The organism is Mycobacterium sp. NGS27, from assembly GCF_059813005.1.
Genome location: NZ_JCALDT010000008.1, coordinates 176,905 through 203,190, shown reverse-complemented (window position 1 = coordinate 203,190; position 26,286 = coordinate 176,905). Strand labels below are relative to the sequence as shown.

Annotated in this window: 29 protein-coding genes, 1 tRNA gene and 1 pseudogene; 9 read left to right on the top strand and 22 right to left on the bottom strand. The window is 65.3% G+C overall.

Annotated elements, in window-relative coordinates:
- Positions 1-462 (bottom strand): annotated as a pseudogene (locus AC5Y30_RS21780) (helix-turn-helix domain-containing protein); the annotation flags it as partial.
- Between the two features lie 113 nt (positions 463-575).
- Positions 576-648, bottom strand: a tRNA-Lys gene (locus AC5Y30_RS21775).
- Positions 649-721: 73 nt separating this feature from the next.
- On the opposite strand from AC5Y30_RS21775, the gene AC5Y30_RS21770 reads away from it, so the two are divergent.
- The 4 genes from AC5Y30_RS21770 to AC5Y30_RS21755 all read left to right on the top strand — a co-directional run bounded on the left by AC5Y30_RS21770 (position 722) and on the right by AC5Y30_RS21755 (position 3,683).
- Positions 722-1,342, top strand: a complete 621-nt coding sequence (locus tag AC5Y30_RS21770; RefSeq protein WP_036474320.1) for a TetR/AcrR family transcriptional regulator — start codon at positions 722-724, stop codon at positions 1,340-1,342.
- Between the two features lie 131 nt (positions 1,343-1,473).
- On the top strand, positions 1,474-2,577 hold the full coding sequence (locus tag AC5Y30_RS21765; RefSeq protein WP_051641748.1) for a hypothetical protein: 1,104 nt from the start codon (positions 1,474-1,476) through the stop codon (positions 2,575-2,577).
- Positions 2,574-3,173: a hypothetical protein gene (locus AC5Y30_RS21760; protein ID WP_225337337.1), complete on the top strand. Its 600-nt coding sequence runs from the start codon at positions 2,574-2,576 to the stop codon at positions 3,171-3,173. The genes AC5Y30_RS21765 and AC5Y30_RS21760 overlap by 4 nt, the downstream gene beginning before the upstream one ends.
- A gap of 114 nt (positions 3,174-3,287) precedes the next feature.
- Positions 3,288-3,683: a hypothetical protein gene (locus AC5Y30_RS21755; RefSeq protein ID WP_225337336.1), complete on the top strand. Its 396-nt coding sequence runs from the start codon at positions 3,288-3,290 to the stop codon at positions 3,681-3,683.
- Here AC5Y30_RS21755 and AC5Y30_RS21750 read toward each other — a convergent pair.
- The 17 genes from AC5Y30_RS21750 to AC5Y30_RS21670 form a co-directional block, all read right to left on the bottom strand.
- Positions 3,680-4,078, bottom strand: coding sequence for a hypothetical protein (locus AC5Y30_RS21750; RefSeq protein WP_139830093.1), 399 nt, complete (start codon positions 4,076-4,078; stop codon positions 3,680-3,682). The two genes, AC5Y30_RS21755 and AC5Y30_RS21750, sit on opposite strands and share 4 nt — an antisense overlap.
- Positions 4,079-4,140: 62 nt before the next feature.
- The gene (locus AC5Y30_RS21745; protein WP_036474318.1) at positions 4,141-4,446 is read right to left on the bottom strand and encodes a hypothetical protein; all 306 of its coding nucleotides are present in this window, start codon (positions 4,444-4,446) and stop codon (positions 4,141-4,143) included.
- A 10-nt stretch (positions 4,447-4,456) separates the two neighbouring features.
- Positions 4,457-5,434, bottom strand: coding sequence for a type VII secretion target (locus AC5Y30_RS21740; RefSeq protein WP_081284056.1), 978 nt, complete (start codon positions 5,432-5,434; stop codon positions 4,457-4,459).
- Between the two features lie 178 nt (positions 5,435-5,612).
- Positions 5,613-6,542 carry a DUF2637 domain-containing protein gene (locus tag AC5Y30_RS21735; protein WP_036473331.1) on the bottom strand — a complete coding sequence of 310 codons (930 nt, stop codon included), beginning with the start codon at positions 6,540-6,542 and terminating at the stop codon, positions 5,613-5,615.
- 299 nt (positions 6,543-6,841) lie between these two features.
- Positions 6,842-8,221: a replicative DNA helicase gene (dnaB, locus tag AC5Y30_RS21730; RefSeq protein ID WP_051641719.1), complete on the bottom strand. Its 1,380-nt coding sequence runs from the start codon at positions 8,219-8,221 to the stop codon at positions 6,842-6,844.
- Between the two features lie 11 nt (positions 8,222-8,232).
- Positions 8,233-9,474, bottom strand: coding sequence for an oxygenase MpaB family protein (locus tag AC5Y30_RS21725; RefSeq protein WP_036473337.1), 1,242 nt, complete (start codon positions 9,472-9,474; stop codon positions 8,233-8,235).
- A gap of 758 nt (positions 9,475-10,232) precedes the next feature.
- Positions 10,233-10,493 (bottom strand): hypothetical protein, encoded by a 261-nt coding sequence (locus tag AC5Y30_RS21720; RefSeq protein WP_084954305.1) that lies wholly within the window; start codon positions 10,491-10,493, stop codon positions 10,233-10,235.
- Between the two features lie 48 nt (positions 10,494-10,541).
- Positions 10,542-11,279 (bottom strand): hypothetical protein, encoded by a 738-nt coding sequence (locus AC5Y30_RS21715; protein ID WP_051641659.1) that lies wholly within the window; start codon positions 11,277-11,279, stop codon positions 10,542-10,544.
- Between the two features lie 169 nt (positions 11,280-11,448).
- Entirely contained in the window at positions 11,449-13,188 is a 1,740-nt protein-coding gene (locus tag AC5Y30_RS21710; protein WP_051641660.1) for an SNF2-related protein, read from the bottom strand.
- The gene (locus tag AC5Y30_RS21705) at positions 13,185-13,598 is read right to left on the bottom strand and encodes a hypothetical protein (RefSeq protein ID WP_051641661.1); all 414 of its coding nucleotides are present in this window, start codon (positions 13,596-13,598) and stop codon (positions 13,185-13,187) included. Before AC5Y30_RS21705 ends, AC5Y30_RS21710 begins: the two co-directional genes overlap by 4 nt.
- A complete protein-coding gene (locus AC5Y30_RS21700; protein WP_225337344.1) occupies positions 13,595-14,227 on the bottom strand; it encodes a DUF1643 domain-containing protein in 633 nt (210 codons plus the stop codon). Before AC5Y30_RS21700 ends, AC5Y30_RS21705 begins: the two co-directional genes overlap by 4 nt.
- 42 nt (positions 14,228-14,269) lie before the next feature.
- Positions 14,270-15,145, bottom strand: a complete 876-nt coding sequence (locus tag AC5Y30_RS21695; protein ID WP_036473344.1) for a DUF6551 family protein — start codon at positions 15,143-15,145, stop codon at positions 14,270-14,272.
- Between the two features lie 214 nt (positions 15,146-15,359).
- Positions 15,360-15,818: a WhiB family transcriptional regulator gene (locus AC5Y30_RS21690; protein WP_225337334.1), complete on the bottom strand. Its 459-nt coding sequence runs from the start codon at positions 15,816-15,818 to the stop codon at positions 15,360-15,362.
- Entirely contained in the window at positions 15,815-16,378 is a 564-nt protein-coding gene (locus tag AC5Y30_RS21685) for a hypothetical protein (protein ID WP_225337333.1), read from the bottom strand. The genes AC5Y30_RS21690 and AC5Y30_RS21685 overlap by 4 nt, the downstream gene beginning before the upstream one ends.
- A gap of 62 nt (positions 16,379-16,440) precedes the next feature.
- Entirely contained in the window at positions 16,441-16,770 is a 330-nt protein-coding gene (locus tag AC5Y30_RS21680) for a WhiB family transcriptional regulator (RefSeq protein ID WP_051641662.1), read from the bottom strand.
- On the bottom strand, positions 16,767-17,327 hold the full coding sequence (locus tag AC5Y30_RS21675; protein ID WP_225337332.1) for a hypothetical protein: 561 nt from the start codon (positions 17,325-17,327) through the stop codon (positions 16,767-16,769). Before AC5Y30_RS21675 ends, AC5Y30_RS21680 begins: the two co-directional genes overlap by 4 nt.
- A gap of 554 nt (positions 17,328-17,881) precedes the next feature.
- Entirely contained in the window at positions 17,882-18,613 is a 732-nt protein-coding gene (locus tag AC5Y30_RS21670; protein WP_036473353.1) for a hypothetical protein, read from the bottom strand.
- 137 nt (positions 18,614-18,750) lie between these two features.
- Between AC5Y30_RS21670 and AC5Y30_RS21665 the strand changes: the two genes are divergently transcribed.
- Positions 18,751-19,197 (top strand): helix-turn-helix domain-containing protein, encoded by a 447-nt coding sequence (locus AC5Y30_RS21665; RefSeq protein ID WP_064939214.1) that lies wholly within the window; start codon positions 18,751-18,753, stop codon positions 19,195-19,197.
- A gap of 800 nt (positions 19,198-19,997) precedes the next feature.
- Here the strand turns inward: AC5Y30_RS21665 and AC5Y30_RS21660 are convergent.
- On the bottom strand, positions 19,998-20,783 hold the full coding sequence (locus AC5Y30_RS21660) for a hypothetical protein (RefSeq protein ID WP_036473359.1): 786 nt from the start codon (positions 20,781-20,783) through the stop codon (positions 19,998-20,000).
- A gap of 137 nt (positions 20,784-20,920) precedes the next feature.
- Between AC5Y30_RS21660 and AC5Y30_RS21655 the strand changes: the two genes are divergently transcribed.
- Genes AC5Y30_RS21655 through AC5Y30_RS21645 form a run of 3 tightly spaced genes read left to right on the top strand, consistent with a single transcriptional unit; the run spans position 20,921 to position 24,224 of the window.
- Positions 20,921-21,619 carry a class I SAM-dependent methyltransferase gene (locus tag AC5Y30_RS21655; protein ID WP_176234870.1) on the top strand — a complete coding sequence of 233 codons (699 nt, stop codon included), beginning with the start codon at positions 20,921-20,923 and terminating at the stop codon, positions 21,617-21,619.
- Between the two features lie 24 nt (positions 21,620-21,643).
- Complete coding sequence (locus tag AC5Y30_RS21650; protein ID WP_051641663.1) at positions 21,644-22,294, top strand: phosphoribosylanthranilate isomerase; 651 nt, start codon at positions 21,644-21,646, stop codon at positions 22,292-22,294.
- Positions 22,295-22,343: 49 nt separating this feature from the next.
- The gene (locus AC5Y30_RS21645) at positions 22,344-24,224 is read left to right on the top strand and encodes an ATP-binding protein (protein ID WP_051641664.1); all 1,881 of its coding nucleotides are present in this window, start codon (positions 22,344-22,346) and stop codon (positions 24,222-24,224) included.
- Between the two features lie 26 nt (positions 24,225-24,250).
- Here AC5Y30_RS21645 and AC5Y30_RS21640 read toward each other — a convergent pair whose 3' ends face one another.
- Together AC5Y30_RS21640 and AC5Y30_RS21635 are read right to left on the bottom strand one after the other, a co-directional pair.
- A complete protein-coding gene (locus AC5Y30_RS21640) occupies positions 24,251-24,436 on the bottom strand; it encodes a hypothetical protein (protein WP_036473362.1) in 186 nt (61 codons plus the stop codon).
- Between the two features lie 137 nt (positions 24,437-24,573).
- Positions 24,574-25,095, bottom strand: a complete 522-nt coding sequence (locus AC5Y30_RS21635; protein ID WP_084954308.1) for a hypothetical protein — start codon at positions 25,093-25,095, stop codon at positions 24,574-24,576.
- Positions 25,096-25,437: 342 nt separating this feature from the next.
- On the opposite strand from AC5Y30_RS21635, the gene AC5Y30_RS21630 reads away from it, so the two are divergent.
- Positions 25,438-26,127: an HNH endonuclease family protein gene (locus AC5Y30_RS21630; protein WP_051641665.1), complete on the top strand. Its 690-nt coding sequence runs from the start codon at positions 25,438-25,440 to the stop codon at positions 26,125-26,127.
- Positions 26,128-26,286: the final 159 nt, after the last annotated feature.

Genomic DNA, 26,286 nt, shown 5'->3' with positions numbered 1-26,286 from the left:
TCAGCCAGAGGGAACCCGCCCACGATGTCCATCTGCCACAACTCCATCGGCGCCCCGCGTTCCCAGCGTTTCCACTTGCGCGAGCGCCGATCCCGCAGACCCGGATCGATCATGTTCGCCCGCACCAAGGCCCGGTAGGCCGCTGACTCCGAGGGCACCGGCGACACCTGGCGTTTCGCCAGCTCGAACACCAACCGCCGCGGACCCCAGTATGGACGCGAGCGGCGCAACTCCAACGGCACCGCCTCGACCCGCGCGGGCATTTGATGTGGACAACTCACCGGCCGATGCGACCGATCCACCAGGCCCTCAAGACCCTGGGCCTCATAGCGGGCCAACCACGAGTGCAGCGTCTGGCGCGACACCAACCAACTTCTCGGCCACCTGCGAGATCGACAACCCATCGCTGATCACCGCCAACACGGCCTGATACCTCTGTTCGGCCACGGATAACTCCCTCATCGAAGGAGTGTCAAGGATCAACCGAAGTAACTGTCAACCATCAGCCGAAACACCGTCAGGCATCACCCGAAGACAAAATGTCAAGCATCAACCGGCGTCATACAGAAAAACTGTGCCCCCGCGGAGACTCGAACTCCGGACCCGCAGATTAAAAGTCAGCTGCTCTACCAACTGAGCTACGGAGGCCTTGGTCGTATCTTTACCTTGACACCCCAAAGCGTAGCAGCGCCGCTTTGGCGCGTCAAGGTATGATCGTTGCATGCCACCATCTCGAAAACGCCGCCGCCCAGACGAAACCCAGTCGTTAATCCTCTACGCCGCTCAGGAATTGCTGATCGAGGCCGGGCCGCGGGCGGTCGAAGTACGCGCCGTCGCCGAGCGCGTCGGCATAACCGACGCCGGTGTCAACCATCACTTCGGTAGCCGCGAAGGGCTGCTCGCAGCTGTGCTGCGTCACAGCAGCGGCCGGATCCGCGCGGCCGTCGAGGACGCCGCACAGGAGTGGGTGCGCGCCGGCGCGCAGATACCTGAGCTGGTGGACCGTATCGCTGAGGTCTACGCCGACGGATACGGCGAGCTCGCGATGGCCCTCCACAGCGCGGGATGGCGCGATCACAGCGACGGCATCTTGGAACCTGTCGTTGACGCCCTCCATGCCGCCCGGCGCAAATCCGGCGGCCGGCGCCCCCCACGCGACGACACCCGCCTCGCCGTCGCCGCTCTGCACCAGGCGCTGGCCACCGAACCCGCCTACGGTGCTGAATTTCGTCGCACTGCGGGCATCAAGGAACCCGACGCCAGCCGCCGCCGCCAACTGCGCTGGTGGACACAGACACTGACAGCCGTGCTGGATCTCGACCGGCCAGCCACACGCACGTAACAGGCCATAGCGCCCATCCGTGACCGGCGCGCTGAGGCCGCGCCGCTGTTGCCCGAACTGCAGTTCAGCAAGCTGCCACAGTTGGTAGGTTTACTCCACGCACGGCAGACGCGGCGGAGGAGGGCTGTCTCGTGGATGCCATCGAGCAGCTGGAGATGCTGTCACAAGAACAGCATCGGCGCTATTTCGATTTGTTCGGCTCCACCCCCGTCGATGGCGGCGGCTTTGGTGACCTCAGTAGCTACGCTCGCACCCTCAGTCAAGGGACCAACGACACGCGCGCCCAGATAATCGGGGCGAGGTTCTCAACCGCCGTGGCCGCTTCCTACGCCGTCGCCACACAAGCCGACCATCTCGTTCTGGATGCGACCGCGCGTTCTCACGGTACCTGGGCCTCTATCACCGATGAGAGCCGTCGGATCAACTTCGAAGGCGCCCGAGCCATCGATGCAAACGCCCGACTCGAGGCGTCCGAGGTCGGCGCCATCCCGGACCCGAATTCGCCGGCGGGTCAAGCGCAAATCCTGAGCCGCATCAACGACCACCAAGCCAAAGCTGCCGCCCTCGTGGAACAAGCCGCGACGGCCGAGCAAGCTTTAGGCGCACGCGCAGCCGCAGCTGGCGAGCAAGGATCGACACCGCGTATACAGGCGGTCGACCAGCACACGTTCAAACAAGATCCCCCACCCCCACCCCCGCCTAAGCCCCCAGTCGAGGGCCTCCCACCTGAGGGCGTGCGGCCGCCCGTCGAGGGGCCCCTGACCGAGGGGCCTGCGAGTCGTCCCAGCGCGGTGGCACGCGGAGGGCGAAGCCTCTATGACCAACACGGCGGTGAGTGGCGCTACTACCCCGGTGACGAATGGCAGCACAATCCGCACTGGGATTACAAACCCCGCCCGGGGCCGGGCTCTGACTGGGAAAACGTTCCCATTGGCGGGCTACCTCCAGTCAGCGGCCCCTCGATCATCTCCGGTCTGCCGCCGTGGTTGCTCAATCCGAATGCGCCCGCACCGCCGGGCGTGATCGGGCCACCACAGAATCCGTTGTTGGCGCCGTTCCCCGGCGCCACCATGCCGGCGCCACCCCCGGCATCCTCCCCGCCGCCGGCGCCGAGCTTGATCCCCCACATCAGCCCGCCGCACATCGACGTGCCACCGCCGAGCCCCGCCGAAACCGAGGTGGCCGGCGGCGGGCTACTTCTGTTGCTCCTCCTGGGCGCGGTGGCCATCGCATGAACGACGTTTCCCCCATGCCGACCGCGTTTGATCCCACCGCGGTGTCGTCGCTGGCACAAGAAATCGCCCAGCACGTCGGCCCCTTGCAACATGTGGCCTCCACACACCTGCACCTCTGGTTGCCGGCACTCGCCGTCCCCTCCGCGTGGGCTATCGCCGACGCTGACGCCCCCGCGGTGACGCGTCTGCTGCTTCGCCGCGTGAACAGCACCAACCACTGGGATGGCTGCGAGGTCCTCAACCTGTACCGGGTACCGGGCACGGTGCCAGAAGCACTTGTTCTACGTAACGCCGACCGCATCTTGCGCGACAGTCAGGCAACCGAGATCAGCGCTCACCCGGTCGACGTACCGCCGCAATACGCAATCGTCGCCACCCGGGCCTCGGGCCGCCTAACCACCGGTAACCGCCAGGTTCTCAGTCACTTCAACAACTACGTCGTCAACAGCGCTGGCGGCGGGGCACTCATCGAGCAAGCCGTTGTCGTTGGCGCCGACGCCCAGTCGGCCTTAGCCGCGGAGTGCGCCGCATTGACTGAAAACCTGTACCGCTCGCTACTTGCCAGCATCGACCGTCCGCACGATCCGAGATTATGAGCCCGCGCTGCGCGATGAAGAAATCACACATCGTCCGTCTTGTCTTTGCGCCTCGGTATCATTCAACAACGACACTCAACTAGGTGCCTGGATAATCCCATGAACATAATTCGCGTGAACTATCTGCCCCGCTTTGATTACGGGCACGATGCGGTGTTGCTGACTCTGGACGGCCCTGGGCTCGACACTTTCCGCGCCGCACTCAACGACGCCATCCAGCGAGGGTCGTCGCGTTTGGAGCACGACAGCGTGACCCACGAATTCGTCATCAGCGCCGGCGCAGCCGATATCACCCTTGACCCAACGCACGTCACTTGGCAACTTGACCCGGCCAAAGCGGACGAGATCTCCCTTGACCTAACGGTTTTGAGCCAGAAGGGCCGCGCCGGCCATAACTACGTCGATATGTCGACACCTGCACCCACCCTCGTTGTGTCGCGCGACGAATACCTCGCAGTGACCTATCCCTGGATCGACCCGCCGGCACAAAGTCAAGGTACCCACGCCTAGGGCACGCTCCTGCGGCCTGCATTGGCTCCTCTCGGCCTGGGGGTCGAATGCCGTTCGGGCAGCGTTCTTTCCGCTGCCGCCGCGCAACCATCATTCGCCTCACGGATGAGGTTACTGGGCGGCAAACCGGTGGTGTGGATGCTCAGGCGTGAGCAGCAGTCCAAGCGACGGCGAAGTAGCTCACCATCAATCCGACGCCGATCAGCAGTGGCGCGATTCTGTAGGTGGCTGCGTGCGGATGGCTTCAGCCACAGGATTACTGCGACGTACGAGGCGATATGCAGGGCGTAGAAATACAATCCGGCGGCGGCGAGGGTGAAAGTCACCACGAACCAGAATCCGACTCCGGCGGCGAGGCCCGTCCCCAGGAAGGCCACCCATTGGATGCGGTTCAATGCTGTCATTCTACTGCCTGAGTTCCTCAGTGCGAGTGGAGATTTCGCCACGGCCGCGTCGCTCACACTTCATCCGACTCGGAGGTCTGATGAGTCATTGGTCCCACGTTGTTCGACGCTCTTTCGAGTACGAAAGTTCCTTTGCGTAGCGACCACCTGTAGATCCACAGGTTGAGCACGACGAGTACCGCCAGAACGTAGCTCGAGGGCGAGGGCTTTGTCGGAATCAGAAGAACCAGTACACAAGTGGCGACCCAGTAGATGTTCTGTCCCACTGTTGCCCACATTCCGCGACGCATGACGACCGCAAGCAGAATGAAGTACAACAGCACTGGCAAAATCCACCAATACTCACCCACGTTCTTCATCGAGACGTCCTTAGGGCCCGGCGATCATGCTGGGCATGATGGGTCCAAGTCCTGAATTTCCGCCTGTAGCAGTGCCGTTGAGGAAGGAGAACTGGAAACCACAGTCGTCGGGCATGTAGTAGTGAATGCTGGGGTTCGCTGCCGACAGTGTCGCGATTTGCGGAAGAGTTATCGGCTCCCATGGACCTCGGTATGCCGGCGGGCTGATGCCTGAGAGGCCGCCGGTGTTGGTACCGCCCAGCTCGCCGGTGATCTCGTTGGGGGCTTTAGGGGCCCATGCCGGCCCGGCGATTGTGCCCTGCGTCCATTTTTGAGCCTCGTAGGTGTACTGCACCCATTGCTGCTGGTGGCCGTCAACGGGGTCAGTGCGGGTGTAGTGCGTGTAGTCCTCACCTGAGATGCGGAAGCGATATTGTTCTTGCAGGTAGGCGAACGGCGGAGCGTTGTCATCGGCCCATGTTTTGCCGCCGGGCGGATAGAAGCCTGTGGGGCCGCCCTCAAGCGAAGGGCCTTTCCAGGGGCGGTGTCCAGTCCAGGGCGGCGGCGGAGTTTTCCCCACGTAGGGCGGCGGGACGATGTCTTGCCAGTGACCGAATCGTTCGTCTCCCACAAAGGGATTCCTGGGGTCGATCGCGGGCTGGGGTTGGTCGGGGTCGTTCGCAGCGTCCTTGTTGTCGACGGGGCGGAACTCGTTGTCCAGTGCCTGCGCGCCGGTCTGGTCGGCCTTGGTGTAGGTGGCGCTGTGCTCAGTGAAGCGCTGCGAGTAGGTGTTGAAGTCGGCGACCTTGGCCTGGAGCGGGCCCTCGGCCTTGGCCAGGCCGGCGGCGATGCCCACCGCCGTGGGGTAGCCCATCGGCCCGTGAGTCTGCATGACCCGCTGTAGTTCGGTGACGGCCTGCGGTGAAATCTGCGCTGCACGCTGGGCCAGCTCAGAGTAGGCGTCAGCGAACCGCAACAAGTCAGCCGGGTTGGCGTTTAGCTCCGCCATGTCCACCCCCCCATGGTGTCTTTGCCCGCGGCCGTGTCTGCGCTCGGGCCGGCTTCAGCCTACTGCGCGCTTTGGACAGGGTAAACCGCTGACCATCGGCGGTTGAGGCGCACGTCGCGGGCCACGTCCCACAGCAGATGCGGTGCTGCACTGCCTTTGCCTGCAGCAGCGCGCCGAGTCAGAGTTGGTTGGTCCCGTCCGTCGACGGAATGGCAGCGAGCCGGGCCAGCACGTCGTCTGCGGTGTGTGTGATGGTGCGAACGTCGCGGTGGTGCAGGTCGTGGTCGGCGCATACCGCCCGTTTGGAATCTCTCTTGTCGTAGAGACGGTGCAAGATCTCGGCGAGCTGCGTGGTGGGCAGCTCGCCGATCTTGCGCACGTCGCTGTTCTGCTCGCGTATGACTGCGGCGATGGATTCCCACCAGAGCCGCCGCTCGGCCTCGGATCGCGGGCCGCTGCTGACAGTGCCGGCGGCCGGCGAGAGCGGCACTGTCGCACCAGCCGGCGTCTCGATACCCTCACCGCCGTTACGTGGGGAGGCCAGGGTCAGCAACGCCAACGTCGAGCAGATCAGCGACATGTCGACCCCGATCGGCCACAGCCACGCCGTACCTGCGCTCATACCGACCAAGATCATGAGGTTCCGCAGAGACACGAACGACATCGCGAACGCACAGCCGGCGACACCCGCCATCAGCAGCAGCGCAGCGCCCAGCACGGCGGCGTCGACGCGGCGGTAGCCGTGTCGACGGTTCTTGATCAGTAGAGCCACCGAATGCGTCGACCCGAGCAGGATCGCGGGCGGAACGGCGGCCGCGATCGAGGCCAGCAGCTTCAAGTGGGGAGCCGGCGCAGTCATCCACGCATGAATCACGTTGCCGCCGATGGAAACCACGGTGGCGAACAGCAACCACATCCAGAAAAACCACACTGCGTGGCGCCGGGTGGCGTCGGGTTTGACGACATCGCTTTGGGCGAGGGTCCGCGACGGCTTCGCCTCGAGCGCAAGCTCCGCGGGCGCCGGTCCTGGCCACGACGAAGCGGACCGCAGGTGCTCGGCGGTGTCTGCCCCGTTACGGGCCGGAGCATCGTTATCAAGCACTGTCATGGGGTTTCTCAGTTCTCGTTATTCCGTCTCTGGGGTGACACCTGAGGGGTACAACGCCGCGGACGACATTGTCCGCGCTCGGAATCAGCTGTAGCACAATCTGATTAGTTGACCGCAGCCTTGCCTGGCCGGATGGTAACAGCCCGAACGGACACCGTCGATGGATAGCGCACCTGGTGGGGATAACGCGGCTCAGTCCTGTGCCGCTTCGGCCCTGCACTGGCCGCGATGGAGTTCGATGTGACCACCTTCAATGAGCCTTTCGCCCGTCGTGGTCGTCGAAGACCACCACCACGAACTCAGCTGCGGGCCAGGTCGCGAAAACTTGACATGTGCAGGGTGCTCGCGACTGTCAAAGTTCTTGGGGCGGGCCCATTTCGTTGTTTGGCGACGATCAGGTCCGCCTCGCCTCCTCGGGGGCTGTCCCGATCGTAGGCGTCGGGCCTGTGAATGAGGATGACCATGTCGGCGTCCTGCTCCAATTGACCGGTCTCGCGTAGGTCAGAGAGTTGGGGGATTTTGTCGGTGCGTTGTTCGGGCCCGCGGTTGAGCTGGCTGACGGCGACGACCGGCACATCGAGTTCTTTGGCCATCAGCTTGAGGCTGCGGGAAAATTCGGCCACTTCGGTCTGGCGGGATTCGACACGCTTGCCTGAGGTCATCAGCTGCAGATAGTCCACCACGATCAGCTGTAGCTCGGTCTTTTGTTTGAGCCGGCGGGCTTTGGCGCGGATCTCCATCATGGTCAGGTTGGGTGAATCATCGATATACAGTGGAGCGTCGGTGATTTCGCCCATGCGGCGCGCCATTTTGGTCCAATCGTCATCACTGAGACGTCCAGAGCGCATGTCGGCCAACTTGATCCGCGCTTCGGCCGACAGCAGCCGCATCACGATCTCTGACTTGCTCATCTCAAGGCTGAAGATGACGCTGGCCCTGTTGTGGTGGATGGAGCAGGATCGCATGAAATCCATTGCCAGAGTGGATTTGCCTTGGCCGGGCCTGCCCGCCACGATGACCATCTGTCCACCGTGTAGACCGGTGGTGAGGTCGTCGAGCTCGGCGAATCCAGTGGGAACACCGCGGGTCAGTCCGCCGCGGGACTGGATGGCGTCGATCTCGTCCATGGTGTCTTGGATGAGATCGCCCAGCGGCGCATAGTCCTGGGAGGCGCGGTCTTCGGTGACGTCATAGACCTCGGCTTGGGCCCGATCGACTACCTCGGCGATGTCAGCGCCGTCCGCGCCGGCGTAGCCGTACTGCACCACCCGGGTGCCGGCTTGCACCAGGCGGCGCAGCACGGCCTTTTCGGCGACGATGCCGGCGTAGTAGCCGGCGTTGGCCGCGGTGGGCACCGCGGAGATCAGCGTGTGCAGGTACGGCGCACCGCCGACCCGGGCTAGCAGGCTGCGCCGGTCGAGCTCGGCGGCCACCATTACCGCGTCGGCGGGCTCGCCGCGGCCGTACAGGTCCAGGATCACGTCGTAGATGCTCTGGTGGGCTGGCCGGTAGAAGTCAACCGGGCGCAGCCTTTCCAGCACGTCGGCGATCGCATCCTTGCTCAACAGCATCCCGCCCAGCACCGACTGCTCGGCGTCGAGGTCCTGCGGGGGCTGGCGCCGATCGTCGAGCTCGGTGTAAGCCTGCAGCCGCTGGCGGGCGCGGGTCGGTGTGGGCATCTCGAGATCGGTCATGCGGCCACCCACTGGGCGCCGTCGTGATCCTCGTCGCGGTCCCCGGCGAGTTCGGCCGCGATCACGGGCCAGCACTGATCACACACCATCGATTTCAGCGGCAGTTCGGGGCGCATGGTGGCGCGGTGTGAACCGCACAGCATGCACTGGCAGCCTCCGCTGATCGCCAGGTCCATCAGCAGGTCGGTGTCGATAGCGGATGGAGCCGCAATGTCTTCGACCGCAACGGGTTCCGCTGTCAACTGGGCTAGGGTTTCGTGCGCCCAGCGGGTCAAGGCCGCCGCCAAAGGCATCTGCGGGAACAACCGATGGGCCCGCCGTCCCGCCGCGGCCAGCGCGGCGATCGGGTCCACGGGACGGCCGAATTTCACCTCGTGTGCCTTGAGGAGCTCGGCGCGGCCGGCGGGGCTGGTGACCGCGGCCACTTGGGCATACCAGTGCGCAGTGGTGCGTTCCTGTTCCTGGCGGGCCTGGCGTTGGGCCCGCTGCTCCCAGGCGCGTTGCAAGGGGCGCAGCCGGGGTCCGGCACCGGGCACGTTGTGGTGCAGCCGCCACAGCGCGAGGCGCCAGGGCCGCTGCAGGTCCGCCGGCATCGGCCGGTGCAGCTTGTCGAGGATCTGATCGGGCAACCACCCTGCGGCCAGCCGGTTTTGGATCTGCGCACCCAGCATGAACCTCAGGTGCTTGGGCAGCCGTGCCAGCACCTCGGGCAAGCCGGCCAGCACCTGGCGCAGTTCGTCGGTGGATACCTCGACCTCAACCGGTCGGGAGCTGTCGGGCTGCTCGTCGTTGCGGGGGGTAGGGGGGTAGAGAGATTGGTTCTTATAAGGAAGGCGCCGCGAAAAGGTGACCGAATCGGGCTCGCAGTGGCTGCCCGAGGTGATGACCCGGCCGTCGCGATCCCGGGCGAGCACGGCGATATCACCGGTGAATTGGTCGTTGATCGCCACCATTGCGCGGGTGTTGCGGCCTTGGGCTGCCCGATAGACGATCAGCCCGTCGGCCGCCAACGCCGCTAGCGCGCGCCCGACGGTTTTGAGGTCGTAGCGTCGGCCGCCGCCGGCGGCGATGAGCTCGACGAGTTGTCCGAGTGCTACCCGGTCGTCGGTGATTCGGCTCCAGCCGCACAGCAGCTTGAGTACCGCGGTCAGGACGTGGCGTCGGGCGCCTCGCAGGCCAAGCTGGGCAGCGTGTGTTTCGACGCGGCCGCGCACCATTTCGGCGTCGGAAAACGTCACCCGCTGTCGATGCCGGCAAACTTCCTGCGGCCGGCCTCCGCCGCGCCGGCGCGCGCCGACATGTGGCGTCTTTGAGCAGTTCAGACGGTGTTTCTGCGACACTTCGCCTGAATACGTTGAATTGTGTCCTGGGTAAGAGCTACCCTGGGAACTACTTGTCACGCAGTTCTCCCTGTTCAGCACGGGGACCGAGATTCGAAGTTGGCGCTTCGGACCTCACGAAACTCGGAGTTGGCGCTCCGAATTCGACCTTCTGATCGATTCCCAGATCCCCCTTCCGGGGGGTTTCTGTTTTCTGGTCCCGCTATTTTTTTGTGGCGTCTCTCCCCTGGTGTTCGGGGATGTTGGGCGGCTATTGCCTCCTTTCCGACGTGGCTTCCTGATCCGAGTCGTCGGCTTCATCCGACCATGCCTTTGACCGATGAAGGCGGACCGACACGAACTTTCCTGTTTGCTGGCTCTAGCTCGGCGTCATACGGGGGCTCGGAGTCGCTGAAATCGTGTTTGCTGAGCTGCCCCCACCGACGATTTGCCAATTAAAACCGCTGGTAGAGCACCATTTCTACGCATTGTTTGCTGGCGGCCGACCGGCGGCACCGAAGGGCTCCACGCCCTCGAAACCGTGTTTGCTGGCGCGCTAGCCCCTCCATGGGCGTGGGGAAAAGCCCAGGTCGGCCCCGGTTGTCGGGCCGGACAACCGGGACCCCAACCGCCTGGTGCTAACTGTTGCAAGCACCCGCTGTTGGGTCGGGCGCAGATCACGCGGTGGCCTTGGTCAGCTCGGCGCCGAGCGCTAGGTCGACGCCGCTGCCGACGCGTACCGACCACCCGGCGTCGGTCATCTGCTGTCGCAGAAGGGGGTCGGGTTCGAGCAGGGCCATGGCCGTCGCGGGCTCTGTAGCCTGATCACTGCGATACCAGGCGTACGGGTAGCCAGCGGGATCACAGACGACCCAGCCACGATGGCCGGACGGTCGTCCTTTGGTGGCCGCACCGTCAGCGCTCTTGGCGGATGACATGAGAACTCCTTTCCGATTTCAGCTGCACCCCTGCCGGGTGCGGGAACCTCAGAGCCGAGGGGGCATCGACAATGCGCGCCCCGGCGGCTCGGCATCGCTGCCGTCGGCAACATCCACGCCGTAGTGGTGGGCCAGGGTGATCAGCACCGAACACGGGGCGCCGACGACACACTCACCGGTCGGCACGCCCTCGCGCTCCCCCGCCCACGGCCCAGCACTGAACGTGCACTCGGCGCAGACCACGGCAGAGTCGGGACAGCACAGGGTCTCCTCGCCATGGGCCGTTGCAGCGCTCGAGCTCTCGTTGCAGGCCTGGCAGACCATGACCACGGGGCGGTGCCGGGCCGCGTGTGCGAGCAGATCCGAACGATGCCCAGGCTCACCAGCTCGCCCGGGCGGGGCATCAGCCAGAATCGCCACGAAGATGCGCCGCAGCAGATCGGGGTAGCCACCCGCGGTGGCGGCGATGACATCGCGATGCGCGCCATCAGGGAGGTAGTGCGCGATTTCTTGTTCCACTGTGCCTCGGCTCAACGCCACCACCCAGCCGCACCGCTCGCAGCGCCGCGAGGCCAGCCAACGGCTGCCGTAGGTGAAGGGGCCTAACCGCGTGGCGATGTGGTTGCAGCGTTGTCCACACACTGCATAGATTTCGGGCCGGTAGCATTCTTCGACACCTGCCGCGACGCGAGGCCCGAAAACGGCGACATCCACCGCGTGCCAACGCGACTGAAATCCATCGCTGGCCGCCGCGATGGCAAACCGCGATTCGCCATAGCCACTCATCGGGTCACCGTCGCAGTGTCGGCGGCATCGGCGGCAACTGCGCCGGCACCGGACGGCGGCGACAGCCAACGCGGATCGACCTCAACCCCGCCCTGCTGAGCTCGCGCAGTGACCAATTGCCGACGACGCTGCGCGGCAACCGTATTCACCGAAGCCCCATCGTGCTGTCTCACGCTGTTTTCTCCATTGCCGGTAACCGATCGGCCTGCTCCACCACATGGGCGGCCAATCGCCTGATCTGCGCGTAGCGCTCCGGGGTCATCCGATCCGGGGCCGGCTTGCGCACGCCATCACCAGAACCGGTGATGAGCGCATCGGCCTGCAAAGTCTTGATGTCGAGCGTCTCGAGCATCACCGGATCAGACCCGAAATCGGTGGTCGCGAAATAGGCACGCACTGGCCTGGTCTGTCCGGGCCGCCCAGGCCGCCCCATGGCCTGCTTGTGCACGCCCGGGGACCAATCCAGCTCCCCGAATACCAGCGTGTTGACCACCTCTTGCAGCCCGTCGATACCAGCCCCCGAACGCAGCGACATGATCAGCACTCGGGCCCGACCGGCCATGAAATCGTCTAAGGACCGCTCTTTTTCCCTGTCCGTCTCGCGCCCGGTGTACATCGCCGGCCGGTAGGAGCGCAGCCGTTCGGCCCAGATGTCATGCACGGCGTGATGCCACCCCAGCAGGATCACCCGCTGTTCGCTTTGCAACAGCAGCTCCACGAAGTCGGCAACAAACGGCGCCTTGGCAATTCCGGTGTGCTGACGCATCATCCAGTCGAATTGACCTGCCGCCGTCCAGCGTTCGCGAGGGTTAGCAGACTGGTCCAAGATCAGCCGGGCCAGCGCAACCGCATTACCCTCTATCTCGCTGAGCACCTTGGGATCCGACGGCACCGACTGCTCGATCGGAATGATCGGCGGAACCTCGATACCGACCTCTTCAAGCGTGCGCCGCAGCAACAGACCCTGCGAGGTCAAATATGATCTCAACGCCGTCGGGTCATACACCTGGGTTTTGGTGTCCAGCCCCGAGGTGTGGCACCACTCCCGCGCGAACTCATAGCGGTCGCCCAACGCGCCCGGGCGCAGGACGTCGATGACGTTGTAGATCTCCCCGCCGTAGTTGTAGATCGGGGTCCCCGACAGACCAACACGGTAGGTGGCCTCGCGGGCCACGGTCATCGCGGCCTTATACCGGTCGGATTGGTCCCGGCGCAGTTCCTGCACCTCATCGAAAATCACCGTGTTCACAACACCTTTGAGGTGGTGCTGCCACTTGGCCAGCTTCGAGTAACTCATCACAATCAGATCCGCGGTGCGCCCGCGGCGCCGCAGCGAATGAATCGGCCCGGTCTTGACCTCGACCGAGGTGAGCTGAGGGTAGAAGGTGGCCAGCTGGCGCCGCCACTGCTTGGGCATCGTGCCGGTCAACGTGACCGCGAGAGCCGGGCGCGCCTGCGGCCGCTCCAACAGCGCCAGGCTGGTGAACGTCTTGCCCATCCCGAGCTCGTCGGCAACCAGCACCCCGCCGGTCGCCCACACCAGATCCCGCGCGGTGCGCTGATAGCCCCGCAGCGGCACCGCCGGCGACACCCATCCAGGGCCCGCATCGACCGACAGCGCGCCGCCGGAAAGAACATGCTGCACAGCGCTTTCGGCGCGCCGATGCTCGCCGGCCATCGCCCGCAGCCGCTGGCGATCCTGCAACGAGGCCTTCATGGGCCACCGGTCGGTCAGCCATTCCAAATCCCGCGCGACCTCGAGAGTGCCCGTCAGCGTGACCGTGCCACGGGTGGTGGCGGCAACCCGCGGAAAGATCCGCTTGATGCGGATCATGACGTCGGGCTCTGCCTCGATCTCCCACACCCCTTCCGGGGCCCACCGGTACTGACCGACGACGCGCGCCGTCACAGCACCAACCCCGGCCCCGGCAGCGCGACCATCCGCACCGGCACCCCGAAAATTTCGGCGGGCATCCCCGACAGCGAGGACAGCCGCGGCGTCGCGACCACCAGCGCCCCCACCCGCTCATGCGCGGCATACCGGGCCAACTGCGCCAGCACCGACGAACCGCTGGCCCGCATCTTGACCTCGAGAGCCACGCAACCATCAACGAGGAAGTCGGGCCGGTCGCGCTGGGTGAGCCGAAATTCCCGCTCAACCCGAAAGTCGTGCTCCTGCAAGACCTGTTCGATACCGTCTTGCAGGGCGATCTCGCGCGCTGCACGGTAGATCCGCCGCCCCAGGACCGCCACAATATGGTCAGCGATTGCCACCGCATCCGCCGCGGTGTCTTGCGTGGCGTAGTGCGGCGCGCTCACTGTGCCACCACGCTGTCGAACCCAGCGAGCGCATCGCTGTCTGTCAGCAGTGCAGACCACCGCGGGTCGACGTCGATCATGTCGCGGTGCGCTCGTGCAGTCAGGCATTGCAGCGGCGTGTCTTTGCGCAGATATAGCGGGTGGCGCGGCTGTCCGCTGCAGGTCCAGCCCAGTACGGCGAGGCTGCCGCCGGTGGCCTGACAGATCCGCCACATCCGGCTGGCCACGGCCCGGGCCCGCGCCGGGTCGGCGTCAGCACCCCAGGCCAAGACGATCACGTCGTGCGCGGCGGCCTGGGCGTCGAGCTGAGCGTCATTGTCGTACTGCGGATCGTCGCTGGTCCCGATCGGATCATCCATGCCGCCAAGGTCTTTGGGGTTGGTGGCCCGCGCGGCGTACAGGTTGGTCAAGGTGACCGCGCTGTAGCCGAAACCGTCGGCAAACCCGATGTCACGCCGCGATGTGGGGTCGTCGCGGTGCTCGTCGGCGGCCGACGGGTTCAAGGAGATGAACATCAGTGCCGGCCCGGGCCCACGCCGGCAGCTCAGCCAGTACCGGTAGCGCCGATCCGACGAGAAGTGCGCTCGGCGCTCGGGGCGATGCCAGTGCGGCAGGTGAAGATCCAACATCAATGTCACAACACACCTCTTATGAGTGAAAAGCCCTGCGACTCAGGCGCTTTTGGCTGGCAGGGGACGTGAGCGCGCGTTGCGCGCCCCGCCGCCGAAGGTGCGCGCGCAGACCAAGACACGCTGTCCTGGTACGCGGCGGTTCCTGTTGTAGAGCACCATGATCGTGATCGCCATCCGCACACCTGCGGTGCCGGTCAGGGTCTCCCCCAACGCGGCAGCGTGGGTGCGCAGGGCCGGCGGAAGCACACCCAGCAGGGTGTCGGCCAGCCGCTCCGGATCGATACGGTCGCCCAGATGGTGTTGGATCAAGCCGATGCCATGGACAAGCGGCGCATCGTAGGCATCCATGCGCAGGTCCCACACCTGAAAAATCAATTCCAGGGTGTCGCGAATGAGATCGGCGCCGCCGAGGGCAAAAAGCTTCTCCAATGTCGCGGTGCAGCGCACGTTTCCGGCCTTGGGTGCGTGATGAATCTGCAGCTCCAAACTGGTCACGACGCGTTCAATCGCCAGCACGTCAGGATCACCGCTGGCCTTGCGGGCCTGCCAGTGATCCCAGGTGGACGGGCGCCGCCGTTCCCGGTTGAGCCGATCAAACAACCGGGCTTCGTCAGCTACCGTCAGACCCTCATGGATGCGGGCCACCATCGTGGCCTGGGGGTCACGCAATCGCGCAGCCTCCCAACGGTGTTGGCCATCAACCAGCGCGTAGCGCGGGTTGTGGTCGTGACCGCGATCGCTGACCTCGATCACCCCGGCCAGCCGGCGATCCCAGCCGGCGGCCAGCTTGCGGGCCCGGCCCATATCGACCGCGCGCTGATAGGACGGATCGACGAACAACTCCTCGACGCGCACCGCGTCGATGTAGCCGCCCGCGTTGGCCGCCGCCGCGGTGACACTCACACTCATCGTCATGCTGCTGTGGTCCTTCCTCGCCGCGCACCCGGTGTGCGCTCCACGCCGCCGCCGGCATAGATGTCGTGGCAGGCATCGCATCGGGTCCGGCCCGGTGAGTGCCAGGTGGCTTTGCAGTCCACGCACAACCCACGCCGGTACGCGTCATGCCCATCGGCAGGTGCCCCGCTGCCCGCCGCCGCCGGCGCTCGTCTCGCCGTGCCGCCGGCCGCCCTCATGCCGCCCCCTGGTCTTCGGCGACGACTCCTGGCCGCTGCGCGCTGCGCCGCCGTTGGCGACGCAACTCACGGACACGTTCGGCCATGGTCATCCCGCCCAGGACACCGCGCTGATCACGGCCCTTGTTCAGCCCATAGCTGCGGCACTCGTCCAACACCGGGCAGTACTGGCAGATCGCCTTGGCTTCGGCCTGCACCAACGGACTACGGCTTAGCCAGTCGACCTCGGGAAACGCAGCGCACGCCCCCTTTGAGACGAAGCTGACCAAGTCCACTTCCTCGCTGGCCGGCGGCGGTTCTGGACAAGGCAACGACAAATACCGGTGCACCGAGCGGGGAGTGACCCGCAAGTAGTCGGCGATCGCATCAGGTGACTGGCCACGATTGCGCATCCGGTGCGCGGTGATTCGGTGGTTGATCGATCGCGTATTCGGTGTTGTCGCAACCTCATTCATGATCGGTCCCCCAACGTGTTCTCACGCAGCCGCCGATACTGCGCGCCGACGTCGGCGATACCCAGCCGCGCCAACGCCTCAGGAACACGGCCCGGGCCGACCGCGGCGCGCGGGCGCCCGTCAGTGGGCTTCGCGTGGATTCCTAACCGCGACATCACCGCGGTGAGCGTCAGCATCATCGACGCGCTCGGGCACGCCACCTTCATCCCTTGTCGATTGAAATGCGCCGCGGCATGCACCGCCCCGCGGCTGACTCCCACCGCTGCGGGCATGCCCTGCCCGAACAGCCACCGACCATCACGAAAGCCATAGCGGCCCAACACGGTTTGCGGATTGGCGATGACGATCGTGCCGCCGTCGGCGCCGACGTCGATCAACTCGACATCCTTGTGCGCCAGAGCCTGCGCCATCCATAAGGCGGTGGGCCCGTCCTCGAAGTGAATCCGCATCCGTTGACCGACACGCTCGATGGGTGTGAACGCCAACACCGCCGCGACGTGACGCGTACGCGTCTCGGGATCCTCACCCACAGCGCACAGATGCAACCGGACCGCAGACACGAACGAAGCGAAATCCTGCGACTGCGGCCGCGGCCGCCGCGGGGGTGCACATTTGGTCGCGTTCATGCCGAGACCCCCAGCCCGGTGAGCTCACCTGAACCCGCCTGCAGGCCAGCGATCTCACCCAACCTGGCCATCGCTAGAGCCCACTGAGTTTTCTTGCGGCGCTCGGGCACCCACACGCCGGCATACAGCCCGCTCTCGGCCCCAGAGGCGACTGCGTCACCCGCGCATTGCCGCCCCACGGGGCAGCGCCGGCACATCTGCTCGAGGTGGACCCGCACATCCTGCTTGGGCCGATGCTCAGGGGTCCACAACTCCGGGGCATCCGAGGTCTCCAGGTAGCACACGGCCTGCTTGCGCCACTGCTGCTCACGGATCACCATCATCATCGCGCACGCCCCAATACCATTGGTGTGCTCGTAATTTCAGCGATAAACCGCACCGCCATGCCGGCTACTCGCGCGGCAGCGGGCCGGGCGGGATCGTCGAAACGAATCGCTGACCACAGCGCGTCGTATTCGCGTCGCAGGAAGCCGAATCCCTCGTGGCTCGACGACAAGGCGCGCCTGGGGCCCACGGCCGCGCGCACGGCGCGCTGCTCGGCCAGTGCGGCACGACACCGGTCGCCGGCGGGCCCAATGGGGTTGTAGAGGTCGGCGATGAACCGGACGGCCATCGCGCCGGCCTGCGTAGCCTCAATGCGGGCGTGGTCGATGCGGTTGGCGCGTACGTCCTCCCAGAGCTCGTCGACCTCCTCGCCCAGCAGCATCGCGCCCTCTTCGACCGATCCCCAGATGCGCGGATAGGCGGTCAGGCTTCGGGTCAACTCCTCCCAGATAGCCAGCTCGGCGCACTGGTAAGGGCCCGCGGGGGCCGCCATCAGCTCGGCGGGTGTTGAGAGGTCTTCGATGGTGCTCGCCTCGACGAACAGCGCTGGTGTGCTCATACCAGCACCGCCTGCCGGTCCAGGCCCAGGTGCCGGATGCACTCGGCGCACGCCTCGTCGCCAGGCACGCACGGCCAGCTGCACAGCAGGCAGGAGCTGGTGCAACTACGGCAGGCCCATTGGCCGTCCACCCGGACTGGCTCGATCGGCTCCTTGCCGCACAGCGGGCAGTCAGCGAAGGCCGCGGATGCGGGCCGACTGAGGCCCAAGGAGGCGGCGACGGCCCCTGCGGCCGCGTCTAGGCCGGTGTTGGTGCACGTCAGCACCGTGGAACGGACATTGAGGGCAGAAAGGCTTGATTCCGCTGATGGGTAGCCTCTACCCTGAGATTGACTCAGCAAAGTCATCTCCTCCTTCAGGGGGGAAGACCCTTGGGCGCGAAGCTGGTACCTTCGTCGTCCAAATCCCAGAGTTAGCCCCCTTCGGGGGGTTCTCTGTTTTCTGGGACAGGGTCATCGCTATTGACATGTGCGAAAAGCGCCGCGTCCGCGGCGGGCGCAGCTAGCTCAGCAGCCGTACCACCACCTTCGAAAAGCCCTGCGCGCCAAGAAACATCACAAGATCCGTCCTTCCCCTGCCGCAGGGTCGGCGATGGCTTGCCGCACCAGCTGGCGTTGGCGGGTGCTAAGCCGGACAAGGTGGTTGGCCAGCGCCGCGGCCTCGGTGCCGTCCGGCGCCATATCCCCGGGGTAGACGACCAGCCTCGGCTCGCCGTCCGGGGCCGGAATCTCGGCAACGAACCCAAACCGAGCAACATCTTCGCCGCAGGCGTGCAGCTGCCACCCCTGGCGCAGCAACGCCAGCGCCCACCAGTACGCGATACGCACCCCGCGGTCGGGTTGGCACACCCGCCCCGGAATCGGCGCCACGCACTTACGGATCGGCGCCGGCGCGTTCATCAAGCCGAGCCCGCGCAGCAGGTCCAGGAGCTCGTCGAGCTGCTCAGTCCACCCGAGGGCACCCAGGCGCCACACCGCTTCGGCGAGCAGGGTGGGCACGTCATGGGGAAGCGCAGGGTTGTGGTCGTTGCTGCGCACCACCTCGACGAGGCGATACGAGGCCAGTCGCACACTCACGCGCGCCGCCAGCTGATTGGCATCGAAGTGCACGCCAAGCAGCAGATCGCCGCGCCGGCGCAGTTCAGTGGTCCACCAGTACACGGGACGCACGGCCTGGGCGGGCTGCTTGATCCGCGAGGTGGGAATGGGGGCGAAGCATGGCTCGAACCCGGCAAGGGAGGGCATCTGAGGCGTTGGGCGATGCCCAAGTGCGTGAGGCAGTTTCACCAAATCCTCCTCATTAAGCCGGTCTTACGCACACCATACTCTAAACTAAGACGATAAAGTAAGACACTAGGATTAACAATTTTCGGGAGCCCTCGGTGAACCTGTCTAGCTATGACGCGCCAGGCCGTAGACCTCGTATGACGCGCCGTGTGCTGCGTGGCTTCAACGCACAGACCTTCGCCGAGATCCGCCGTCACAACGGCATCAGCGTCAGCGACCTCGCCCGGGTCGCCGACGTCTCGCCGGCGACCATCTTCAACTGGGAAGGCGGCAAGGGAACCCCTCAGGTGGATCTGCTTGCCCGCGTTATGCGCATCCTCGACACTCCGATCGAGCAGGTTGTGACCATCCCCGCCGACGAGCGCTACCCCGGTGACTGGCGTGTCCTCAAAGGGCTGACCCAGCCCGAGCTGGCCGCGGCCGCCAAGATCGCCACCACCACGCTGCGCGGCATCGAACGCGCCGACGCGGCACTCACTGACACCAACGCGGCCAAGCTCGCACAACGGCTCGGAATCAGCGTCGAGGAATACCAAGCGGCCTACCAGCGCGCCCGCCAACGGCCTCCCGGCGCCCCGGTGTAACGGCGTCGCAACTCCCAGCAAATCCCTGCGGTCGACATAGCCTCGATCGGTACGCGCCGCGCAGCTGAGCTGCGTGTGGGGCAGGGCCGGCGCGCAACCAGCAGCCACAGCCACAACGGGCCTGCTGGCGAGCCTTTCCATTCCCATCGGTCCTCCGAACGCCCTATGCCTTTGCCCCGGCACCGAGGCTGGGTACAGAAAAATTCCAACAGGTCAAACGCGGAAAGTCACGAAAGTGAGCAAAGGAAAAAACGACAACTCGCCAATAACGATTCGATAACAATCGCTGGGGGCGGAGTCGGGTCGGCGAATGGGGCCAGCCGGTGAGCAGCAGGCACAGGGCGGTGGCGCCGAGGGGTGCCCAGCGGACTGCGGCAGTGGGCCGTGATGCACGGGCGCTGTGCTTTGGCGCGCTGTTTTCCGGCGTCCTTGGGGGTGGTTCTGAGGCGCTCACGGGGCGCGGTCTCCTTGCCTGGGCCTGGTGGGTATGGGTGCAGACGCTACCAACAAAAACACAGCGGTGCAATGGTTTGAAACATTGCGCTAGGTTTTTTGCTGGGGTGTAGTCCAAAGCATGCAGGGCAGCACGGCAGCGCCCGAGGGCTTCACCCCTTGGCTTGGACAGGTCCCGGCCCCTACCGCACCACTACTCGATATCGGTGACATAGCGACACAATGCGCGATCGGGCGGTCGTTCCGCGACGTCTTGCAGACCCGTTTGGTCGCGTACCAAGTCGTATTTCGTCCCGCCACATCGCGCGACTCGACGCGACTCGGCTAACGCGTCTTGCGGCCTGCGTTCAGGCAGAGTCGACGATGTCTGAGAGCGCGAGCGGCCCGTCGAACTGGTTACGCCCGGCGAGGGTGTCATAGACAGCGCCGGGATCGTCCAAGGTGACCGCATCGAGGTCGACGCCCTCGACTGAGTGTGGATCGACCCGCACCCACCGCCACGGATGGGCCACTACCGCAGCGTCATTGAGAAAACCGGTGTAGTAGCCGTCGAGAATCGTTTCACCGGGCAGCATCACAAGATGCAGCGAGCCAAAGAAGTAGCGGTCGTTGTGATTACGGAAATGACCCATCAGGTGTCGACCGAACAGCCGTGCGGTCACATCGGTTTCGTGCCCGGCCGAATGACCTTCAAAGCGCGGCGCCGGCGGATAGTTGCGGGACACGATCCCCGCTCCCCGCACGGTGACCGTCGACAGATCGACGTGCCGGTAGCCGCCACTGATCAGGTAGCCCGTCGCCCAGAGCCCTCCCAACAGCGCAGGATCTAGGCCTGGCCCGATCCCGGCGAGCACATCGTCATCCACTGCAACTGATGGGCCGCGAGGCTGTCCGTGGCCGAACAGCTCTTTGGCCGTCCAGCCCGAGAACATCTGCTCGAGCACCACACAGTGATGCCCTTGGGGAAGGGTCCGCACCTGACCTCCGACCCAGCGGTAATACTGCGATTTCGTGGGCGGAACGGCATTGCGGGGCAGGTCTAATTCCCGGGCCACGCGCTTATATTCAGCGATGAATTCGGAGTAAGCGTGCATGTGACGTTCGTCGAGAAGCGCCTTCAACAAATTCGCCACAAAGCCAGCCTAGAAGCCAAAAGCGACTCTATGCGACTTCACCACGCGACTCGACGCGACTCCGAAAGACGAGAAGAGGCCCGGAAGCGACATCGCTTGGCGCAAACTGGGTGCCCGCGGTGCTTACGATGAAGCCAATGACCGCCACCTCGCTGTTCAAAGACCACGCCAGCGCCTACGCCGCCTGGTCGGTGAAGAATCCGGTCAACAACCAATACGACCGGCCCACCATCCTTGAACTGGCCGGCGATTTGAGCGGAAAACACGTTCTCGAACTGGGATGCGCCGCCGGCGGCCTGACCACCCATCTGGTCCAACGAGCCGCCGAGGTCCTCGCCGTTGACGCCGAGCCGCAAATGATCGAGCTCGCCCGTCAACGGCTCGGCACTGCGGCCCAGTTCGAACTCGTCGACCTCGACCAGCCCACCGACATCGCCCCACCCGCCAGCGTGGACGTCGTCGTGGCCTCGCTAGTCCTGCACTACATCCAAGACTGGGCTCCGCTGATGCGAGAGCTTCACCGCTGCCTCAAGCCCGGCGGAACGCTGGTCTTCTCCATGCACCACCCCATCACCGGATGGCTGTTGTCAGATCGCGCGGATTACCACCGCACGCAGCTGGTCAGCGAGGTGTGGAACTGGGGTGGCCTCGAGGTGACAGCCCAGTCATACCGCCGGCCCCTATCGAGCATCTTCGGTGAACTCCGACGCGCAGGCTTCAGCATCGACACCGTCGAAGAACCACAGATCCAGCCCACCGCTGACATCGACGCCGAGCTGCTCCACGCACTGAACACCCAACCGTTCTTCCTCTACATACGCGCCCAACGCGACTAACTACCCGCCGCCATGAATCCTGCTGTGCGCGTGAAGATTTGCGGCATCGGCACCACTGACGACCTGGCGGCCGCGGTCACCGCCGGCGCCGACGCAATAGGACTGATCGTTGGCACCACACACCTCAGCGAAGATGAACTCGACATCGAACAAGCCCAACACCTCGCCGCGGCCACCCCGGTGTTCGTTTCCACGGTGCTGGTCACCCACCTCACGGAGGCCTCCCGCATCTGCGAAGTGGCAGACCTCCTCGGCGTCGACACCATCCAAGTCCACGGCGAGCTGACCGCCACTGCCGCGCGCGAACTCTGGCGCCACCGCGCACACCGCCGCATTATTCGCACCGTGCACATCACCGGCTCGCAGAGCATCGACGAAGCCGACGAAGCAGCCACCGCCGCCCACGCGCTCCTGCTCGATAGCCGCACCGAAACCCGTTTGGGCGGCACCGGCCTCACGCACGACTGGACCACCAGCCGTCGCATCGTCGAACGCCTCCACCCGCTGCCGGTCATCCTCGCCGGCGGCCTGGCCGCAGACAACGTCGGCCAAGCCATCGACACCGTCCACCCATTCGGCGTCGACGCCAACAGCCGCCTCAAATCCGCGACCGGCCGCAAAGACCCCGCCGCCTGCACAGCCTTCGTCGCAGCCGCCACCACCCGCGTCAGGTAAAAAGCCGCAACGTCGCTCTACGGCGCTATCGTCGCCCCATGAGGCCAGCATGAGCACCCAGGCCGACACCACAAGACCAGGCGCAATCGACCTCGCGCCTGGCGTCCAGCTGCCACCTGAAATCGTGACCGCCGGTGTCGCGGTACTAGCCAACCGCGGCGGCGGAAAATCCGCCGTCACACACCGACTCGTCGAACTCATGCACACCGCCGGCCTGCCAGTGGTCGTACTCGACGTCAAAGGCGACTGGTGGGGCATCCGCTCCAGCGCCGACGGCAAGGGCCCAGGCCTGCCCTTCGTCATCTTCGGCGGAGACCACCACGACGTACCCCTGGAACCAACCGCCGGCCAGTTACTCGCAGACCTCATCGTCGACGACCGGATCCCCGCCGTGCTGGACCTATCACACATGAGCAAGGCACAAGCACGCACATTTGCCACCGCATTCGCCGAACGGCTCTACCACCGCAACCGCGACCCCCTCCACGTGGTGATCGAAGAAGCCGACGTCCTCATCCCCCAGCGCGTATCAGCCGACACCGCGCGACTTTTGGGTGCAATGGAAGACCTCGCCAAACGCGGCCGCCACCGCGGCCTGGGCCTCACAGTGGTCAGTCAGCGCGCACAAGAAACCGCAAAATCCGTACTGGAACTGATGGAGACGGTGATCCTGCTCCGCATGACCGGACCCCGCTCGATCAAAGCCGTCCAAGACTGGATCAACGTCAACGCCGACCACGACGACACCACCGCCCGCCAAGTCATAGCATCCCTGCCATCACTGGCCGTAGGCGAAGGATGGGTGTGGAGCCCCGGGTTCCTCCGAATCCTCAAGCGCACAACGTTTCCGATGTTCAGCACCTTCGATTCGCACGCCACACCCAAGCCAGGACAAACACGGGTGGTCCCGAAGAAACGCGCCGACATCGACCTCGACAAACTCGGCGCAGAGATCGCCGCAACACGAGAACGCGCCCACCACAACGACCCACACACTCTTCACGCCGAAATACAGTCCCTGCGCAGCCAACTCGCCGCCGCCAGCGCACGCGCAGACCAGGCGACCCAGCAGGCGTCCGCCGCCGCGCAGCTCCTCGAGCAGCGCGAGAGTGAAATCGCCACACTGCGCGCACAACTGACCGACCTTCAGACACGACGTCACGAAGACCCCCACGTCGTCAAGTCACTGCGATCAGCGGCCGAACTGATCAACTCGGCACTGCACACCCTCACCACCGCGCCGGCACCGCCTACCGCACCAGCGCACGAGACCACATCCTCGACACGGCCTGCCGAGCCCAAGCACCCGAGCCAACCACGCCCCACCAACGCTGCCACCGCACAGCACAACGGCGACCCATGCTCCCCCACCACCCTCGGCCAACCGGCCGAACCAAACAGTGACGCGCCGTTGCGGTTTCGCTCCGGAGCGCACCGCATGATCACCGCGCTGGCTCGAATGGCCCCGCTGCGACTCACCAAATCCCAGTGGGCCACGGTCGCGCGAATGAAGCACACCGGCGGCACCTGGTCGACCTACCTCGGACAACTGCGCCGCGCAGGACTCATCGATGAAAACGCCACCGGGTTCACCTTGACCGAGGCCGGCTGGCAATACGTCGGCCACCGGCCCAAACCCATGACCGCCCAAGAGCTCCAGCAGCACTACCTCGGCATCCTGCGCGCCGGAGCGGCGCGAATGCTCCAAGCAGCCATCGACGCCTACCCGAACGGGTTGACCAGAGATCAGATCGCCCAGGCAGCCGATGTGAGCGTCAGTGGCGGCACCTTTTCGACCTACCTCGGCCAGCTGCGCCGCAACGGCCTCGTCGAACAACGCGGTGACCTCGTCGTTGCCACCGACGTCCTCATGCGCGCAGCATCAGGCGCAAGCGACTCACTGCCACACAGGGATTCAGAACAGCGCTGAAAGTCACGGGTGTCAGCCTGTTGCTTTTAGGCTGTTCGGCGCAGCCGAAGAACGTCGCGCACCACGCAGCCGACGCGCTCGGCGGCCTCCGCGGCCGATAGCGTCGGATTGAGCAGAATCTGCAGCTCGTCGGCAGTGAACCTGGGTTCGGCATCCCAGGGTGCCTCATCCCACCCGGTTTCGCTGAAGCCGGAAAACAATTCGTCGCGCACAGCAATCCTCACGAAAGTTGATGCTGAAGGGGAGCTTTCGAGCGCCATTACAAGATAGCCATCGCCGAGCGCTCCGCGGGGCGTCATCGCCGCCTCGGAAGAACCGCTCGCGTCGATCGTACCGGCGCCACCTCCCGTCAGTCATTTCGAGATGTCGGCTCAACGAACCTCCACCCGATCACGAATTCGGCCCAGCCACGCGCATGTGGCCGGGGCCGGCCGAGCTCCACCCAGGCTCTATGTGGTTCGTCGAAGACCCAGCGAAACACCAGGCCGGTGTCGCCCTCGCCCAGGAACGGCGCCGCGGCGACGTAGCGGTGACCCGCCGCTGCAAAAGCAGCCGCGAAGGCCGACCACTCACTGTCGTTCTCCCACCACAGCGGAGTGAGCGCGCCGGACTCCTCCAGCTCAGCAAGTGCCGCAACCTCGCCATGGGTGTCCACCGCGTGAACGAAACGGGCCCACCTCGGGTGGGGCCGCCGCGGCTTGCCGAGCCTTTCCCACAGCGCATGCGCGTTGTCCCAATGCCACGGCTTCTCCCAGAATTCCCACGGATCATCCGGCCAGCCGTCGGACTTCGTGGCAGCCAGAACGCACGCGAACTCGAACACCGCGCGGCTGAAATCGATCCACCGCCCACCTCTTTCATGCTCACCCATCGTGGCGTCCGCCGCGTATAGCAGTGTCAGTCACTCCCGAGCGTGGTAATCACGCCCCCTTCTTGGGAGGCATAGTGCTCGGCGAGAGCGTGCTCGGCATCAGTGAACGCGCGGATCGCCTCGGGCCGGCCAGGAACTCGAACCAACATCGTCAGATCTTGGATTCGCGCGGGAGGCAGTTTCGGCGCCTGCCGACTACTGTGCAAAGGCTCAGACACCAGCCCATTATCGACGACCGAACCGACATCACCGACGCAACAGCTCGACGCCCCAAGGGGCAACCGCGCTGTGCCGACGGACGAATTGATCGCCCTGTCATGAGACGGCGTTACGGTCGGCAACGTGCACGCCACCGAGACCACAACCCGAAGGCACCGCGCCAGCCGGTGGGCCGTGGCTGCGGCCGCGGCGATCACTGTCGGCTGCGCCCACCTCGGTGTCAGCCAAGCCGGCCCAGCGGCGCCGCCGCGGGCGACTGGCTCCGTGGCCGGCCTACTCGCACAGGTACGCATCGTCGACCAGATAAACCCCGCACCCGGGTATGACCGCGGATGCGGAAAAGGACACGGCTGCGTGTTCGGCCCCGCCTGGAACGATCCCCTCGATCACACCGGCTGCGACACCCGCAACCGCCTGCTGCACACCGCGTTACACGACATCGAATACAAGCCGGGAACGCGGAACTGCAAGGTCATCGCGGGCCGGCTAGAGCCCGATCCCTACACCGGGCAAATCGTCGACCTCAAACACGTGGCGGTCGATCACATCGTGCCGCTGCGGGCTTCCTGGAATGCAGGTGCGGCCCAATGGGATTTGCAGCAGCGCCGGATCTTCGCCAACGACATGACCGAACTCGTCGCGGTATCCAGCTCAGCCAACAGCAGCAAAGGCGACTCCACCCTGTCCGAATGGCTACCCGCGATCGACAAATGCCCCTACGTCATCCGCTATCTCACCGTCACCGTCAAGTACCAGCTGCCGATCACCGTCAAAGACCGCGCGGCCGCGGCTGCGGCCTGCCAGAGCGACTGAGCGCGCGATCTCTTCGCCGTCCGTGCCACACAATGTCGATAGGTGCCGCCCGGCCGGGGCGGATGGTGTCGCAGAATATTTGGCATGCGGCTCGCCCACATCAAGTGCCTGATCGTCAGCGCCGCGGAAAGCAGGCGCATCGACTCAGTCCCCGAGCTG